The organism is Pseudomonas mandelii (assembly GCF_006438925.1).
GTDB classification, from domain to species: Bacteria; Pseudomonadota; Gammaproteobacteria; order Pseudomonadales; family Pseudomonadaceae; genus Aquipseudomonas; species Aquipseudomonas mandelii_C.
Map to the genome: position 1 here is coordinate 219,095 of NZ_RCZA01000001.1, position 16,612 is coordinate 235,706.

General features: G+C 61.3%; 18 protein-coding genes. 5 read left to right on the plus strand and 13 right to left on the minus strand.

Annotated elements, in window-relative coordinates; translation table 11 throughout:
* Nucleotides 1–201 precede the first annotated feature (201 nt).
* Both EAH74_RS00985 and EAH74_RS00990 read left to right on the plus strand, forming a co-directional pair.
* On the plus strand, nt 202–1,608 hold the full coding sequence (locus EAH74_RS00985) for an adenosylmethionine--8-amino-7-oxononanoate transaminase (protein ID WP_008152551.1): 1,407 nt from the start codon (nt 202–204) through the stop codon (nt 1,606–1,608).
* A 145-nt stretch (nt 1,609–1,753) separates the two neighbouring features.
* On the plus strand, nt 1,754–2,473 hold the full coding sequence (locus tag EAH74_RS00990; protein ID WP_123369139.1) for a 16S rRNA (uracil(1498)-N(3))-methyltransferase: 720 nt from the start codon (nt 1,754–1,756) through the stop codon (nt 2,471–2,473).
* Nucleotides 2,474–2,572: 99 nt separating this feature from the next.
* Here the strand turns inward: EAH74_RS00990 and EAH74_RS00995 are convergent, their stop codons facing one another.
* From EAH74_RS00995 to EAH74_RS01005, 3 genes are read right to left on the minus strand one after another with little or no spacing between them, the layout of a single operon-like run.
* Complete coding sequence (locus tag EAH74_RS00995) at nt 2,573–3,475, minus strand: transporter substrate-binding domain-containing protein (RefSeq protein ID WP_140674971.1); 903 nt, start codon at nt 3,473–3,475, stop codon at nt 2,573–2,575.
* 27 nt (nt 3,476–3,502) lie between these two features.
* Entirely contained in the window at nt 3,503–3,853 is a 351-nt protein-coding gene (locus EAH74_RS01000; protein WP_140674974.1) for a RidA family protein, read from the minus strand.
* Nucleotides 3,854–3,871: 18 nt separating this feature from the next.
* Nucleotides 3,872–5,113, minus strand: coding sequence for a D-amino acid dehydrogenase (locus EAH74_RS01005; RefSeq protein ID WP_140674978.1), 1,242 nt, complete (start codon nt 5,111–5,113; stop codon nt 3,872–3,874).
* A gap of 107 nt (nt 5,114–5,220) precedes the next feature.
* Here EAH74_RS01005 and EAH74_RS01010 point away from each other — a divergent pair, with 107 nt between their 5' ends.
* A complete protein-coding gene (locus tag EAH74_RS01010) occupies nt 5,221–6,183 on the plus strand; it encodes a LysR family transcriptional regulator (protein ID WP_140674981.1) in 963 nt (320 codons plus the stop codon).
* A 59-nt stretch (nt 6,184–6,242) separates the two neighbouring features.
* On the opposite strand, the gene trhA is transcribed toward EAH74_RS01010, so the two are convergent.
* Nucleotides 6,243–6,860 carry a PAQR family membrane homeostasis protein TrhA gene (gene trhA / locus EAH74_RS01015; RefSeq protein ID WP_140674985.1) on the minus strand — a complete coding sequence of 206 codons (618 nt, stop codon included), beginning with the start codon at nt 6,858–6,860 and terminating at the stop codon, nt 6,243–6,245.
* A 233-nt stretch (nt 6,861–7,093) separates the two neighbouring features.
* Between trhA and EAH74_RS01025 the strand changes: the two genes are divergently transcribed.
* A complete protein-coding gene (locus EAH74_RS01025; protein WP_140674988.1) occupies nt 7,094–8,008 on the plus strand; it encodes a LysR family transcriptional regulator in 915 nt (304 codons plus the stop codon).
* A 110-nt stretch (nt 8,009–8,118) separates the two neighbouring features.
* Here the strand turns inward: EAH74_RS01025 and madM are convergent, their stop codons facing one another.
* The 9 genes from madM to mdcA all read right to left on the minus strand — a co-directional run bounded on the left by madM (nt 8,119) and on the right by mdcA (nt 15,377).
* Nucleotides 8,119–8,883: a malonate transporter subunit MadM gene (gene madM, locus EAH74_RS01030; protein ID WP_140674991.1), complete on the minus strand. Its 765-nt coding sequence runs from the start codon at nt 8,881–8,883 to the stop codon at nt 8,119–8,121.
* A 1-nt stretch (nt 8,884) separates the two neighbouring features.
* Complete coding sequence (gene madL / locus EAH74_RS01035) at nt 8,885–9,301, minus strand: malonate transporter subunit MadL (protein WP_140674994.1); 417 nt, start codon at nt 9,299–9,301, stop codon at nt 8,885–8,887.
* A gap of 65 nt (nt 9,302–9,366) precedes the next feature.
* The gene (gene mdcH / locus EAH74_RS01040) at nt 9,367–10,278 is read right to left on the minus strand and encodes a malonate decarboxylase subunit epsilon (protein ID WP_140674997.1); all 912 of its coding nucleotides are present in this window, start codon (nt 10,276–10,278) and stop codon (nt 9,367–9,369) included.
* A complete protein-coding gene (locus tag EAH74_RS01045; protein ID WP_140674999.1) occupies nt 10,275–10,895 on the minus strand; it encodes a malonate decarboxylase holo-ACP synthase in 621 nt (206 codons plus the stop codon). Before EAH74_RS01045 ends, mdcH begins: the two co-directional genes overlap by 4 nt.
* Nucleotides 10,889–11,692, minus strand: coding sequence for a biotin-independent malonate decarboxylase subunit gamma (mdcE, locus tag EAH74_RS01050; protein ID WP_140675002.1), 804 nt, complete (start codon nt 11,690–11,692; stop codon nt 10,889–10,891). Before mdcE ends, EAH74_RS01045 begins: the two co-directional genes overlap by 7 nt.
* Nucleotides 11,689–12,540: a biotin-independent malonate decarboxylase subunit beta gene (locus tag EAH74_RS01055; protein ID WP_140675005.1), complete on the minus strand. Its 852-nt coding sequence runs from the start codon at nt 12,538–12,540 to the stop codon at nt 11,689–11,691. The genes mdcE and EAH74_RS01055 overlap by 4 nt, the downstream gene beginning before the upstream one ends.
* Nucleotides 12,533–12,832, minus strand: coding sequence for a malonate decarboxylase subunit delta (locus tag EAH74_RS01060; RefSeq protein ID WP_008026217.1), 300 nt, complete (start codon nt 12,830–12,832; stop codon nt 12,533–12,535). The genes EAH74_RS01055 and EAH74_RS01060 overlap by 8 nt, the downstream gene beginning before the upstream one ends.
* A complete protein-coding gene (locus EAH74_RS01065) occupies nt 12,832–13,707 on the minus strand; it encodes a triphosphoribosyl-dephospho-CoA synthase (protein WP_140675008.1) in 876 nt (291 codons plus the stop codon). The genes EAH74_RS01060 and EAH74_RS01065 overlap by 1 nt, the downstream gene beginning before the upstream one ends.
* Nucleotides 13,707–15,377, minus strand: coding sequence for a malonate decarboxylase subunit alpha (gene mdcA / locus EAH74_RS01070; protein ID WP_134420658.1), 1,671 nt, complete (start codon nt 15,375–15,377; stop codon nt 13,707–13,709). Before mdcA ends, EAH74_RS01065 begins: the two co-directional genes overlap by 1 nt.
* A gap of 821 nt (nt 15,378–16,198) precedes the next feature.
* Between mdcA and EAH74_RS01075 the strand changes: the two genes are divergently transcribed.
* Complete coding sequence (locus EAH74_RS01075) at nt 16,199–16,579, plus strand: DUF6124 family protein (RefSeq protein WP_140675011.1); 381 nt, start codon at nt 16,199–16,201, stop codon at nt 16,577–16,579.
* Nucleotides 16,580–16,612: the final 33 nt, after the last annotated feature.

Below are 16,612 nucleotides of genomic sequence, written 5' to 3' on the forward strand. Positions count from 1 at the left end.
CGAGGAAATAGCGGTTTTACGAGCCAGACGGCTCAAAGAACCGCGAAGAATACGTCAGCCATCAAAAGGCCGCCAGCGACGTCTATCCACCTATACAAAGTAGCTCAATCCACACAATGGGTTGTCCCCGTGACGCGCATTGCATAGGCTTGCCCGATTGTTTGCCCGCGCACGTCGCGAGCCGCCTCGAGGAGACTGAAAATGGGCCTGAATAATCAGTGGATGCAACGCGATCTCGCGGTGTTGTGGCATCCCTGCACCCAGATGAAAGACCACGAACAGCTGCCGCTGATCCCGATCAAACGCGGTGAAGGCGTTTGGCTGGAAGATTTCGAAGGCAAACGCTACCTCGACGCCGTCAGTTCCTGGTGGGTCAACGTGTTTGGTCACGCCAACCCGCGGATCAACCAGCGCATCAAGGATCAGGTCGATCAGCTGGAGCACGTAATCCTTGCTGGTTTCAGCCATCAGCCAGTGATCGAGCTGTCCGAGCGCCTGGTGAAAATGACGCCGGAAGGCCTGACCCGGTGCTTCTACGCCGATAACGGTTCGTCCTGCATCGAAGTCGCGCTGAAAATGAGCTTTCACTATTGGCTCAACCGCGGCCAGCCAAACAAGAAGCGCTTCGTCACCCTGACCAACAGCTACCACGGCGAGACCATGGCGGCGATGTCGGTGGGCGACGTGCCGCTGTTCACCGAAACCTACAAGGCCCTGTTGCTGGACACCATCAAGGTGCCGAGTCCCGATTGCTACCTGCGCCCGGAAGGCATGAGCTGGGAAGAACATTCGCGCAACATGTTCGCCGCCATGGAACAGACCCTGGCCGAGAATCACGACACCGTCGCTGCGGTGATCGTCGAGCCGCTGATTCAGGGCGCCGGCGGCATGCGCATGTACCACCCGGTTTATCTGAAACTGCTGCGCGAAGCCTGCGACCGCTATGGCGTACACCTGATCCACGACGAAATCGCCGTCGGCTTCGGCCGCACCGGGACGATGTTCGCCTGCGAACAGGCCGGCATCCGCCCGGACTTCCTCTGCCTGTCCAAGGCCCTGACCGGCGGTTACCTGCCGTTGGCGGCCTGCGTGACCACCGAAGATGTCTACAGCGCGTTCTACGACGACTACCCGACCCTGCGCGCCTTCCTGCATTCCCACAGCTACACCGGCAATCCGCTGGCGTGCGCGGCGGCATTGGCGACTTTGGATATCTTCGAAGAAGACAACGTCATCGAGAACAACAAAGCGCTGGCTCAGCGCATGGCCACCGCCACCGCGCACCTGGCCGATCACCCGAACGTTTCGGAAGTGCGCCAGACCGGCATGGTACTGGCCATCGAGATGGTCAAGGACAAGGCCACCAAGGAAGCTTATCCGTGGCAGGAGCGTCGCGGCTTGAAAGTGTTCCAGCATGCGTTGGAGCGTGGTGCTTTACTTCGACCGCTGGGCAGCGTGGTGTACTTCCTGCCGCCGTACGTGATCACGCCTGAACAGATCGACTTTCTGGCCGAAGTGGCCAGCGAAGGCATCGACATTGCGACCCGCGATAGCGTCAGTGTTTCGGTGCCGAAAGACTTTCATCCGGGCTTCCGCGATCCGGGCTAATTGATTTCACTTAAGCTTTCGTGGCGTCAGGGCTGACGCCTTCGCGAGCAGGCTCGCTCCCACAGGATGTACGCGGTCAACTGTGGGAGCGAGCCTGCTCGCGAAGGCGTCGCCATGATCTTCACATGAATTACAGAGACCCAGCATGAGACTGTCCCGCTTCTTTATCGACGCCCCCTTGAGCACCGGCGAACACGAGTTGCCCGAGGCCCAGGCCCATTACATCAGCCGCGTGTTGCGCATGGCCGAGGGTGATGCGCTGCAACTGTTCGACGGTTCGGGCCATGAGTTTCGCGCCACGCTGGTGGAGGTCGGCAAGAAGCGCGTCGTCGTGCAGATTGATGAAAGCTTCGCCGGGCAGGTCGAGTCGCCCTTGCAGATCCATCTCGGCCAGGGCTTGTCCCGTGGCGAGCGGATGGATTGGGCGATTCAGAAAGCCACCGAACTGGGCGTCACTGAAATCACCCCGATCTTCAGCGACCGCTGTGAAGTCCGGCTGAAAGACGAGCGCGCCGACAAACGCCTGATGCACTGGCGCCAAGTGGCGATCAGCGCGTGCGAGCAATGCGGGCGTTCACGGGTGCCGGTGATTCACCCGCCGCTGCTGCTGGCCGATTGGCTGAAGCAGACTCAAGCAGAATTGAAGTTGGTGCTGCATCCGGTGGCCGAGCCGTTGGTGAGTCATGCGAAACCGGCGACGCTGGCGTTTTTGATCGGCCCGGAAGGCGGATTGTCCGACGCTGAAGTCGAGCAGGCCAAGGCTGGCGGCTTTCACGCTGCCCGCCTCGGACCTCGAGTGCTGCGCACCGAAACCGCTCCCGTCGTGGCACTGGCGGTGGCGCAACAACTGTGGGGCGACTTCTAAGACTTAAAAGATCGTCCGAACGCGGCCCGAACCTTCGGCAGCTCCTACAGGGATCGTATTCCAATTGTAGGAGCTGCCGCAGGCTGCGATCTTTTGATCTTATTGCACCGGATCACTCACCGGTTTGGCGATGATTGCCTTCAGTTCGCTGGTCATCGGAAATTCCAGGTTCAGGCCTTTAGGCGGAATCGGCTGCTGGAACCAGCGTTGATAGATGCCATTGATCTCGCCCGAACTGTACAGATCGGCAAGCGTCGAATTCACCAACTCGAGAAACTGCGGATCGCCCTTGCGCACCATGCAGCTGTAGATTTCCCGCGACTGCTCCTCGCCCACCACCACCCAGTTATGCGGATCGCGGGCCTTGGCGCGTTCGCCGTAAAGCAGCGCGTCGTCCATATAGAACGCCGCCGCCCGACCCGACTGCAACATCTGGAAGGCTTCGCCATGGTCCTTGGCGCTGATCACGAACATATCGACCTTGTGATCGACGTTGTAGCTCTTCAGAAACCGTTCGTTGGTGGTGCCGGCGGTGGTCACGACGTTCTTGCCGCGCAGGTCGGCGAAGCTTTTGATGCCGCTGTCCTTCGCCGTGAGCAACTGCCCCTTCACGTAGATAAACCCGTAGGAAAACGCCACTTGCTGCATGCGCTCGGCCGTCACGCCGGTGGAGCCGCACTCAAGGTCGACCGTGCCGTTCTGCACCAGCGGAATGCGCGTTTGCGAGGTCACCAGGTTGTACTTCACCTGCAGATCCGGCAGTTCAAGCTTTTGCTTGATGCGCTCGACAATCTTGCTCGCCAGGTCCACCGAATAGCCCATCGGCTGCCCCGTGTGATCACCCACGTAGGAGAACGGCACCGACGCGTCGCGATAGCCCAGCGTGATGCTCTTGGCATTGGCGACCTTGTTCAGCGTGCCGGTCAGTGGCGCTTCGTTGGCCTGGGCCTGACTGGCGAGCAGCAGGCCGAGGGTGCAGCCGATCAACGTGATTTTTTGCATTGTTATTCTCCGTTGTGGGTCAGTTGATTAGCGGCGGGCGGCGATCACGGTGATTTCCACCAGCACCTCTGGACGGGCCAGTTGCGCCTGCAAAGTGGTGCGGGTCGGCGCTTTGCCCGGTGACAGCCACTGCGACCAGATCTCGTTCATGGCGGCGAAATCACGGCCAATGTCGTTCAGGTAAATGGTCGCGTTGAGCAAATGATCCTTGTCGCTGCCAGCTTCGGCCAGCAACGCATCGATTTTCGCCAGCACTTCGGCGGTTTGGCCGGTGACGTCGGGGCTGTCACCCGGAACCTGTCCCGAGAGAAATACCAGATCGCCAAAGGTCACCGCGCCAGAGAGCCGGCTGTTGCTGTTGATACGGTTAATGCTCATCGGTTTTTCCTTTTCAAGTCAGGCGACGCGGGGGGCGAGGCCCTGCATTTCGATTGAAGGGGTGCGCCGCGCGATCAACTCACTGAGCAACCGAGCGCTGCCACAAGCCAGGGTAAAACCCAGGGCGCCATGGCCGAGGTTGAGCCACAGGTTGCGGTACGCCGTAGCGCCAATCAACGGCACGCCGCTGGGGGTGGCCGGACGCATGCCGGCCCATTCGATGGCGGCATCGTAATCGCCGGCATTGGGTAAGGTTTCCTGCGCCTGGCGCTTGATCAGCGCCAGGCGTTTGGGGTCGAGCGCCGGGTCGAAACCGACAATGTCGACCATCGCCGCCACGCGCAGTTGGTCACCGAGGCGGGCATAAACGATCTTGCGGTTGTAATCGGTGATGCTCAGCTCCGGCGCACGATGTTCGGCGCGGATGGGCAAGGTCAGGCTGTAGCCCTTGAGCGGATACAGCGGCAGGTTCATGCCGGGCAATGCCAGCGCCGGACTGCGATGGCCTGCGGCAATCACCAGTTGCTCGACCGGCAGCACTTGCGAACCCATTTCTACGGCCTGCACCGCACCGTCCGCGTGGCGAATGCCGGTCACCTTGCGCCCGAGCAAAAACTCGCAACGCCCCGACGCCTTGAGTCGAGCCAGCAGTTGCTGGCAGAAAGCATGGCAATCGGCGACTTCTTCGTCAGGCGTATAAATCGCGCCCACAAACGGCGCCTCGGCCAGTGCAGGCTCCAGCTGTGCGCATTCGGCCCGCGACAGCACGTGCTGCTGTTGCGGATCAGCCAGGCCATGGCGAGCGTGTTCGAAACTGGCGGCTTCACGAAACGTCACCAGTTTGCCGTTGCGCCGCCAGTCGAAACCGTCGAGGCGGTCTTCTTCGCGCCAGCCTTGCAGCGTGGACTGGCTCAGCAGCGCCAGACGCAGCAGGTGCGCGCCATTGCGCTGATTCACCGAACGACGGCAGGCCGCCAGGAAGGACGCCATCCAGCGCCATTGCGCCGGGTCCAGGCGTGGGCGCAGCTTCAACGGCGAGTCACCGCGCAGCATCCAGCCAAGCGCCTGCAACGGTACGCCGGCATCGGCCAGTGGCGCGACGTAACGGTAGGACAACTGGCCGCCGTTAGCGAAACTGGTCTCGCTGCCCAACGAATCCCGGGCCTCGATCAGCGTCACGTCGATGCCGTCGCGCACCAGTGCGTAAGCCGTCGTCAGCCCGATGACGCCACCACCGATGATGCAAACCCGCTGAGCCATGTCTGTCCTTAACCGTTGTTGAAACAGGCTTCAGGTTAGGACCAGGTGACAGACCTTGAACAATGCATAAAGATGCCTGCCCCATAAACAAAGGTTATGGACTTGCCATGCGACTGCGACACATCGAGATTTTCCAGGCCATTCGCCAGACCGGTTCGGTCAGTGGCGCCGCGCAGTTGCTGCACGTGTCGCAGCCGGCGGTGAGCAAAGTGCTGCAACACGCCGAGCAGCAACTGGGCTTTCCGTTATTCCTGCGGGTGCGCGGCAAATTGCAGGCGACGCCCGAAGCGCTGGAGCTTGAGCGCGAAGTCGACAAGGTCACCGAAAGCCTGCAAGGCGTGCGACGTCTGGCCCAGAGCCTGCGTCGCGAGCCGGGTCACAGCGTACGGATCGGCGCGATCCCGGCGCTGGCCCTGTCGCTGCTGCCGCCGGCCATCAACGAATGGACTCAACGCTACCCGGACATCGTCTGCGAACTGTCCAGCGCCCACAGCCGTGAGCTGATGCAGAATTTGTTGATGCGCGAAGTGGATGTCGCGCTGACCTTGCAGCCGCCGGATCACCCGGGCCTGAAGGCGCAGCCCTTGGCCTGCGGGGTTTTGGTGGCGCTGGCGCCGTTGGGCTATTGGACCGACGACGCGCTGGGTCAACCGTTGCCGTTGAGCGAACTGGCCGGTGCGCCGCTGATCGGCCTGTCAAGCGCCGACCCGCTGGCGGCCAGGCTCGACAGCTACCTTGAGGCGGTCGATCCGCCGCCACGGGTTCGCATCGCCGTGCAGACCTATTCGCTGGCGCGGGCGATGGTTGAATCCGGTGCCGGGCTGGCGGTGATCGACCCGTTTACCGCGCTCGGCGCGTCCCCCGCCACCACGGCGATTCGACCTCTGGCACCCGCGTTACCGATCACGTTGTATGCGGTCACTCGCGCCGACGAACCGCCACCCCATACCTTGAGCGACTTATTACAGGTGTTCAGCCGACGGGCGCAGGCACAACTGGATCGCCTGTGCCCCTGTGGGAGCGAGCCTGCTCGCGAATGCGGTGGATCAGTCAGCGATGATGTCGACTGACATGACGCTTTCGCGAGCAGGCTCGCTCCCACAGGTTTTTCAAATAGCTGCAGTGCGGTCTACAAGACGTAAAACATAATCGCCACAAAGTGCAGCAAACTCCCGGCGATCACGAACAGGTGCCAGATCCCGTGGGCATGGCGTAAACGACTATCCAGCGCAAAAAAGACAATGCCCACGGTGTACAGCACGCCACCCGACGCCAGCCAGGCGAAACCTGTACTGCCCAACGCCGCCAGTAACGGCTTGACCGCCACCAGCACGATCCAGCCCATCACCGCGTAGATCACGATCGACAGAATCCGCGCTTCCGAACGCGGTTTGATCTCTTGCAGGATGCCAATCAGCGCCAACCCCCAGACAATCCCGAACAGCGTCCAGCCCCACGGCCCGCGCAATGTCACCAGACAAAAAGGCGTGTAGCTGCCGGCAATCAGCAGGTAGATCGAAAAGTGATCGACCTTCTGCATGATCGCCTTCTTGCGACCACGCACGCTGTGGTAAACGGTCGACGCGCTGTAAAGCACCAACAAGGTGAACCCGTAAATCGCCACACTGACGATCTTCCACGGGCTGCCGTCCATGCTGGCAATCACCAGCATCCACACCACCCCGACAACCGCTGCCACCGCCCCAACCAGATGCGTCCAGGCGTTCAATCTTTCCCCGTGATACATGTGTTGCTCACCTCAAGATTCGTTGCAACATCGCGCAAGGCTCAGGCCTTGAGGGTAAAAGCGCAATGTTTCAAAACACAAATCCCCCGTAGGAGCTGCCGAAGGCTGCGATCTTTTGGCGCCTTTGGTGACGATAAAGATCAAAAGATCGCAGCCTTCGGCAGCTCCTACAAAGGCCTGCGGGCCCCGGAAGAATTGGGCACAATCGAGTCATTCCAAAAAGAGTCTGCATCATGCTGATCGATGAAGAGTTGACCCTGAAAAAACTCGAGGTGTTCCTGGCCTTCATGCGCACCGGCAACCTGGCCCGTGCCGCTGCCGAATTGCAGACCAGCAACGTCAGCGTGCACCGGGCGATCCATTCCCTGGAAAGCGCCCTGCGCTGTCCGCTGTTCAAGCACGAAGGCCGCAATCTCACGCCCTTGGAAAGCGCTTATGTGCTGGAAGAACGCGCGCAGAAGCTGATTCAGGACGTGGTCGAAACCGTGCGCCTGACCCGCGAAGCCGCCGGGTTCTCCGCCGAGCGTTTCAAGCTCGGCTCGCTGTATTCGCTGACGGTGAAAACGGTGCCGCAGCTGATCATGGGCCTGAAGATCCGCCGCAGCGAACTCAACATCGACCTGATCCTCGGCTCGAACTTCGACCTGCTCTACAAGCTCAAGAACATGGAAGTCGACGCGATCCTGGTGTCGCTGGACGAGAGCGTCAACGACCCGGACTGCGAGCAGATTCAGCTGTTTTCCGACGACATCTTTCTTGCCACACCGGCTGATTCAAGGTTTGCCCAACGGACCGAAGTTGATCTCGCCGAAGTGCGCGACGAGACATTCATTACGCTGACCCAAGGCTTTGCCACGCACCAGGACGGTAATCGGGTGTTCAAGCAGGCGGGGTTCGAACCGAAGGTGGCGATGCAGGTCAACGACATCTTCACCCTGCTGAGCATGGTCAGCTCGGGCGTGGGTTATGCGTTGCTGCCGGGGCGGATTGCGGCGGTGTATGAGAACCGGGTGAAGCTGATTCCGTTGCAGGAAAAGTATCGGTTGCAGCAGCATATTGGGGTGGTGTTCTTGAAGGCCAAGGAGCGGGATCCGAATCTGTTGGCGTTGCTGGCGGAGTGTCGGATGTATGCCAATCGCCAGGCTTGAGACCGCGGCGCCCCTATCGCGAGCAGGCTCACTCCCACCCTGGAATGCATTCCACTGTGGGAGCGAGCCTGCTCGCGAAGGCGTCGGTACAATCAGCGAAGATCAGCGGGTCAGCCGACAATCCCGCGAACAATGAAGTACAACAACGAAGGCCCAAGCAAGCACCCAAGCCCGGTGTGGAACGTCGCGGTCAACGCGCCATAAGGCACCAACCGCCGATCCGTCGCCGCCAACCCGGCCGTCACACCGCTCACCGTCCCGGCCAGCCCACCAAACACCATCGCCGACCGCGGGTTATCCAGCCCCATCCAGCGTGCGGCCATCGGCGTGCCGACCATCACAAAAATCGCCTTGATCAACCCGGTGGCAATCGACAACGCCACCACATCCGAACTCGCACCAATCGCCGCCCCGGTCACCGGCCCGACGATGTAGGTCACCGCACCTGCGCCGATGGTGGTCATGCTGATCGCGTCGCGATAACCGAACGCCCAGGCCATGCTTGCGCCGACAATGAACGGCAGGATCGTGCCCAGCAGCAGTGCAATCACACCGATCAAACCGGCCTTTTTCGCTTCGGTGGCTTGCACTTCGAACGCCGTGGCGACGATCGCAAAGTCCCGCAGCATCGCGCCGCCCATCAGACCGATGCCGGAAAACAGCGTCAGATCCGCCAGGCCTTTTTGCCCGCCCGTCATCGTGCCGCCGACCCAGGCCAGAACAAGCCCGATGACGATGGCAATCGCCGAACCGTGAATCCGTCCGAACGTCAGGCGCTTGGACAGCACCACCGACACCCACATGATCACGCCGACGAACGCGAACGCGGTAACCAGACTGTTATTGGCCAGCCCCTTCTCAATGAGTTCCCACATATCAGCGACCTCCTACTGGAGTGCCGACCGGCGTTATGTCCGCCGGTTCATCGGGCAACGGTTCGCCTTTGTGAGTCCGGCTGATCAGGGCAATGGTGCAACCGCAGATCACCACCGAGCCGATCGCTGCCAGCACCGCCACCGGGCCACCGTGCAGTGCGGTGACGACGTTCTGTTGCGCGGCCATCGCGACCACCACCGGAATGTACATGGCGCCCCAGAAGCCGACGCCCATTTCGCAATCCTTGGTCATGCCGCCGCGTTTTTGCATCCACAACCGTGCGCAGATCAGCAGGATCATTGCGATCCCGACGCCGCCGACGTTTGATTTCACGCCCAGCAACATGCCGAGCATGTCACCCACGATCACCCCTGCCAGCGTACAAATCGCCAACAGTGCCACACCGTAAATAATCATTGTTGTTGTCCTCAAAGTGCATCGTCGAATGTTGTTTTTGTTGTTCGAAGGCCTGAGTCGGTGTTCTAGGGTTGGCGGCTTCCCTCCTCACGCAACAGCGCCTGCAAGGTATCGAGCCGCGCACCGTCGAAGGCAATCACGGTGCCCTGCTCGAACACCCGGCGCGCCAGCCCGGTCAGCACCGCACCGGGTGGCAGTTCGATCTGTAGACGTACGCCGCGCTCATAAGCGCTTTGTACCGTGCCGCGCCAATCCACCACGCGGCACATGTTGAACGCCAGGTCGTCGCGCAAGGCGTCAGTGTTGATGATGGGCCGGGCGCGACTGCCGCTCAGGTAGCCCAGCGTCGGTGTTTTCAGCTGCACGTTAGCGAAGGCGTCGGCCAGGGTTTTCGCAGGTGTTTCCAGCAGCGGGCAGTGGGACGGCACGCTGACGGCCAGACGTTTGGCCAGACCTGCACCGCGACCTTTGGCCAACTCGGCGACCGCTTTCATCGCGCCATCGCTGCCGGCAATGACCACCTGGTTATCGGCGTTGATGTTCGCCAGGTACACCGGCGTGTCGACGCTGTGAACCTGCGCCAGCAAACTTTCCACCGTGGCCAGATCCAGACCGATGATCGCGGTCATTCCATAGCCTTGTGGATAAGCCTGTTGCATCAGTTCACCGCGCAGGCTGACCAGATGCAACGCATCGCTGAAGCTCAACGCGCCGGCGACCACCGCTGCCGGGTAGGCGCCGATGGAAAGCCCGGCCACGTAATCCGCCGCCAACCGCAACTGGCGTGAAGCGGCGACGCCGGCGATCAACAGGCAGAGCTGAACCGCCCTTGTCGACTTCAACGACTCAGCAGAATCCAGCAGCAATGTATCTTCGCCAAGCACTTCACTCGCCTCGATCACTGTTTCCCGAGGCAAACGATGGAGCATGCCCGGCTGCTGCGCGCCCTGGCCTGGGAACACCAGCAAACTGCTCACGCTGCTTGCTCCTGCGGATTCCACGGATCAATCACCAGAACAGCCTGGCTTGCGCTTTTCAGCAAAACCCGACGTGCAGAGCTGGCCCATTCGCGCAAAGCGACTGCACCGAGTGGAGTCTGCAACTGCATGTCCACTGGGCAGACAGCAGCATCGAGAATCTTCACCAGTGCCTGCGCCCGCACACGATTCAACGGCTGCGGTGTACGCAGGATCAAGTCGAGATCGCTGCCCTCATGCAATGCCTGAAAACCGCTGGCCAATTCAAACCCGGCACTGCCGCTGACACCCCACACCCACTCACAGGAATCGAGCATCGGCCGCAGTTGATTGAGGGCGCGCACTGCCGGCAAATCCCGATCAATCGAGACATGGCAAAGCGCTTCCGGCCGTACTTGACGCTGGATCGCATCGACCGACATCACCGTCGCATACCGCTGCTCACGCAAACGCCCACGCACGCCGACCGCGATGTGATCCGCCGCGCTCAACGCACGCCGAACCACCACCGGTTGACCCGCACTGATCGACTCGATCACCCACGAAGGCGCATCCGCAGGTAACTGCTCCGGGGTCATCCCCCAGAGCAGGTCGTGGGCCAGAAGCGTGTTCACCACTGCTCTCTCAACAGTTGGCGAACCTGGCTCGACGCCGCACGGTTGGTCGCGCCCAAGCGGCTGCTCAGATCTCGACCATGAGCGGCGACATCGCCAATCGCCTGGTTCAGGCATTCAGCCACGCGCGTCAGATCCTCCGCCGTCGGCTGCTCGATCTGTTCCACCGACAAGGTTTCCCAAAGCAGTCCAAGGCTCGCGTAGCTGTCGATGTCATACGCCATCGGCGGCACGCTGGCGGCCAGTGCTTCGAGTTCTTCGACGCTGCGCAACGTCACCCGCGCCGCCGAAGCCTTGCCCATCGCATGCACCATCACGCCCGGATCTCGCAGGGCAATCAGCCGATTAGCCTGATACCCATGAGCGAGAAACGCCCCGGACATCGCCTTGCCCACCAGCAAACCGATCACGGCGTGGCCGGCCAGTCTGGCGCGGGCATAACTGTCCGCGGCACCGGCCAAGGCCTGATGAATGCCGAGTGCTTCTTCGCGACGACCGTAGGCCTGACTCGGCACATCGACGATGGCGATCAAGGCGCGTTTCTGCGATTTATCCAGATCCGCTGCGATGACTTCATCCACGGCTTTGGCCAGTCCCCAACCTTCCAACAGACCGACCTCGCCATTGCGGGCGCGGACGAAGCGGTTGTCGGGATCAGCCACCACCGCGATAAAGCGAACGGGTTGGTCACCCAATACACCGTCGGCAACCTTCAACGAAGCGGGCAAACCATCAACCGGTTTGGCGCCCGCACTCAAGGCGTTGAACCAGTTCAAGCCTCTCAGGGAATACGAACTCATGAGCGCTCTCCTTGATACAGATCGCGAACCGTCGACGGCTCGATTTGCGGCTCGGCGTCCAGACGGGCCAATCGTTGCAGGAACAATTCGGCCTGACGGCTGCGTTGCTGTTCCGGCAAACCTTGCTTGAGCAATTCACCGACCTGCTGCTGAACCTGCGCCACGTCGTCAGCGACAAAACGATCCACCAGACCACTGGCAAAACGTTGCTCGCCACCGGTCAGGCTCCAGATGAAAGGACGATCACGGGAGTCGTATTCCTCAAGCCCGGCTTCCTGTTCGATCACTTGCGGACCGTTGAGGCCAAGCCGCGCTTCCTGAGTCACCAGCAAATAACTGCACAACCCGGCGGCAATCGACATCCCGCCAAAGCAGCCGACGCTGCCCGCCACCACACCCACCACTGGCTGGTATTGGCGCAGATCGACAATCGCCGCATGAATATCGGCAATCGCCGCCAGCCCGAGGTTGGCTTCCTGCAAACGCACGCCACCGGTTTCCAGCAGCAATACGGCGCGAGTGGGAATGCCATTGCGGTTGTCTTCGGCCGCCAGCTCCAGCGCACCGGCAATCTTCGCCCCGCCGACTTCACCGAGGCTGCCGCCCTGAAACGCGCCTTCGATCGCGGCGATCACCACCGGCAAACCGCCGATGCTGCCCTTGGCGATCACCACGCCGTCATCGGCTTGCGGCACTACGCCCTGACGCGACAGCCACGGCGATATGACGCGCTGAAACGGGTCGAGTAATTCGCGGAAGGTGCCCGCGTCGAGCAAGGCTTTCGCCCGTTGCCGGGCGCCGAGTTCGACGAAGCTGTGTTTGTCGAGGAGCGTTGCATTGTCAGTCATGGCCGATCTCCTCAAAGCCTTGTTCCAGACGCAAGCGCACCACGCCAGGCGTCGCGCCGAAGTCGTGGATATCGATGGCCATCGCGGGTGGAGTCTGACCGTCGAACATCCGCGCAAACAGATGCTGCCAACGTTGTTCAGCGCCATTGACCGAGGTCTGCACCTTGATCGTCAGCTTGCCGGCCTGGCCTGGTTCGATCAGCACTTCCAGATCGCCCGAGCCGACACAGCCCACTAGCGTCCGGCCGCGCGGCGGCTGCCCGGCGGGGAATTCAAAAGATAAGGTTTCCATCAGAAAGCTCCCTGGATGATGCCGTCGGCCGACTCGATGCGGTCGATGAACAGGCAGGCTGCGAGCAAGTCGGCAGCACCGCCTGGCGAGGCATTCAACGCGATTAATTGTTGGTCCAGCGCATGCAAACGGCGGCGGCCGGCGAGGCTGGCACTGCCGCCGGCGTCGAGCACGGCTTGGGCGCCGAGTTGCATGGTCTGCAGGCCTTGTTCGCCTGCGCGGTAGAGCACACAGGTGTCGGCAAGCGCCGTCATGATCGCCAGCAAGGCATCGAGCCGGGCGTTCTGCTCGCCATGACCGGCGGCGCGGCTGCGTTTGAGTTGCGGCAGCGCCCGTTGAATCACTGCCGGGAAACCGAGCTGCGCTTCTTCACGGGCACCGCGAGCGCCATAACGCTGCGCGACTTGCGCGCCGTGGCTCAGAGGACGCGGCGCGTAACGGTCGTCGAGCAAGGCCAGGCGTGCGGCGCGCAAGGTAATGGCGCCTGCGCCAGTGGATTCAGGTTCCAGCGCAGTCGCCGCGACCAACAGACCCAAGGCCCAGATGGCGCCGCGATGGGTATTCACGCCGCCCGTGGTGGCGAGCATCACTTCCTCGCCTTCACGACCGATCAGGCCAATGGCTTCGCGCAGCGGTAAACCGACTTCGCCGAACTCGATGGCGGCCTCCGCCATTTCCTTGAACGCCGGCCACAGGGACAGCGCCGAAGCGTGCATCAGCCCGAGGTGCAAATCGGTGTGCGCGCCATTGCCGCGACGGTCGACCAGCGCCGGTTTCGGCGACAGGTCCGCTTCGTCGATCAGCGCGTCCACGGCCAGATCCGCCAGCCGCTCAGCCAGGGACAGGGTTTTCGGTTGCAGGTTAAAGGCGTGCATTACCAGCTCCTGAACTTGGCGGGCGGGTTGTAGAGGCCACCGGACCACTCCACCAGATCGGCCACGCTTTTAGCCGCCAACAGTTCGCGGGTGGCGTCGGTGCGGCGGATGCCGAGGTCTTCGGGCAAGGCGATCAGGCCTTCGCGGCGCATGCGCGCGGTGTCTTTCGGGTTGTGGCGCAGACCGATGACGGTGACTCCGGCCACGGCCGCGATCATCGCCTGACGTTCTTCAAGCGAACGCGCCTTGTACAAATAGGCGATGCCTTCTTCGGTCAGCAGGTGAGTGACGTCGTCGCCGTAGATCATGATCGGCGCCAGCGGCATGCCGCTTTTTCTCGCCACTTCCACCGCGTCGAGGGTTTCGACGAAGGTCGGTTTGCCACCCTCCTGGAAGGTCTCGACCATTTGCACCACGAGTTTTTTGCCCCGCTCCAGCAGCGCTTCGGGCGCATCGTCGTGGCGCATGTCGAGCCAGGCCGGCGTGCCATGACGGCGACCACGCGGATCATGGCCCATGTTCGGCGCACCGCCGAAACCAGCCAGCCGTCCGCGTGTCACGGTCGAGGAATGGCCGTCGCCATCGACTTGCAGCGTGGCGCCGATGAACAGGTCTACTGCGTATTGCCCGGCCAGTTGGCAGAACATCCGGTTGGAGCGCAGGGAGCCATCGCGCCCGGTAAAGAACACGTCGGGCCGGGCGGCGATGTAGTTTTCCATGCCCAATTCGGTGCCGAAGCAATGCACGCTTTCGACCCAACCGCTTTCGATGGCCGGGATCAAGGTTGGGTGCGGATTGAGGGTCCAGTTGCGGCAGATCTTGCCCTTCAGGCCGAGGGATTCGCCGTAGGTCGGCAGGATCAATTCGATAGCAGCGGTGTTGAAACCGATGCCGTGGTTCAGGGACTGGACGTTGTGTTTTTCGTAGATCCCGCGGATCGCCATCATCGCCATCAGCACATGCACAGGCTTGATGTGGCGCGGGTCGCGGGTGAACAGCGGTTCGATGTAGAACGGCTTGTCGGCCACCACCACGAAATCTACCCAGGACGCGGGGATGTCGACGCGGGGCAACTCGCTGACATCGTCCACCAACTGATTGACCTGAACGATGACGATGCCGTCGCTGAAGGCGGCCGGTTCGATCAAGGCGGGCGTGTCTTCGGTGCTCGGGCCGGTGTAGATGTTGCCAGCACGGTCGGCCATGAAACCGGCCGAGAGCACGACGTTGGGGATCAGGTCGACCACCAGTCGCGCATAGAGCTCGATGTAAGTGTGGATCGCACCGATTTCCAGCAGGCCGTCTTCCAGCAACTGGCTGATACGCAGGCTCTGGGTGCCGGCGAAAGAGAAGTCGAGTTTGCGGGCGATGCCGCGTTCAAACAGGTCCAGATGCTCGGAACGTCCGACGCTGGGCATGATCATGTGCAGATCATGCAGCTTCGCGGGATCGGCCTTGGCCAGGGAGCGGGAGAGGAAATCCGCCTGCTTCTGGTTATTGCCCTCCAGCACCACACGGTCGCCGGGCAGGATCAAGGCCTCCAGCGCCGCAACGATTTTGTCGGTGGGCAAGACCACACCGTCGGCGAGACCCCGTACCAGCTCGAGACGCCGCTGCTTTTCGCTGCGCCGCCGCGTCCATCGCGAGTCGGGGGATATTGTTGTTGTCATGACCACTCCACGGGTTCGCTGTCGTGGAGTCACCTTAGGAGCGTTTGGTGGGGGGCATCAATCAAGCAGAGTGTTGGATTGTTACGGTCAGGGTAATGGTTGGTCTGGTTTTCTTTTGTGTGAGTTAAATCCACCCCTCACCCTAACCCTCCCGAAACGTCGGACCGCCCCAGAGGGTAGAGGGGACTGACCGAGGTGTTCTTGGAGCTACATTGACCTGAGATATCGAGTTGAACTCAGGTTTTGAAAAGCTTGAAGATCGGCTCCCTTTCCCCCTCTCCCCTCTGGGGCGGTCCGACGTTTCGGGAGGGCTGGGGTGAGGGGTAGATTTCGAACACACCTAGTTTTTGTGTTGAAACACCTGTCCTGAGAAAGCTCCACAGCAATCATCGACAAGTCCCAAAAAAGGACCGATCAGTCCCTTTTTTGGACTCTTCAACCTTCGCCAGCCAAATGGGGTTTTGTGTTTAAAAGTTTGTCCGCAGGAGCGGTGTGAGGCTACGCCGTCTGGCGTCGCTGCCTACAGCAAAGCCGGAACCCGCTGACTGGTGCGGTTTTGCGTTGATCTTTATCGTTTGTGTGTCGCTGCCAACCTCAGCGACCGGGCCTGGAATCCCGAGGTGTTAACGAGGCAAAAGCGCCTTTCATAACGTATGCTTGCGCACCTTTAATGTGTGCACTCCGTTATGGCGGCTGTGCGCGGGAGACCTTAGTGTCTGTCGGGTTTTGTCCGTTTGCCCGGGTTCCAGCCCGCGTACAGCTGCCACCCCTTCGGCTGGAACCGAATGGAGCAGCTGAAACTCATTAAATGGAGCTTCACTATGTTCAAACCAACTCCCAATCCCCCGGAAACCGACACCGGTTCCGAAGCATCCCTCGAAGCCGAAAAACTCAAGGAAGCCGCCGACCGCGTCTTTTCCTACTACTTCCCGCCCCCTGAAAAACCGGGCAAGCGCCGCAAACATCACCTCTTCAGCGTCTCCCCCGATATCGACACCGAAGCCCTTCTGGCCAATGCATCCGAAGACCTGCTGTCCATCAGCGCCATTGCTGCAGATCTGGCGGACGATGTGGAAGGCTCACGCCGCTCTGTAGCCTTGGCGCTCAGCCGCATGGCGGATGGGGTGCAGTTGTTGGTGGAGCGGGCGCTGGATCACTATGAGGCGTTGCAGATGCAGTTGCGGGATCAAGCAAAGGTTTAGCCTTCAGGTTTGAGGTGAATTGACGGCCGCCAT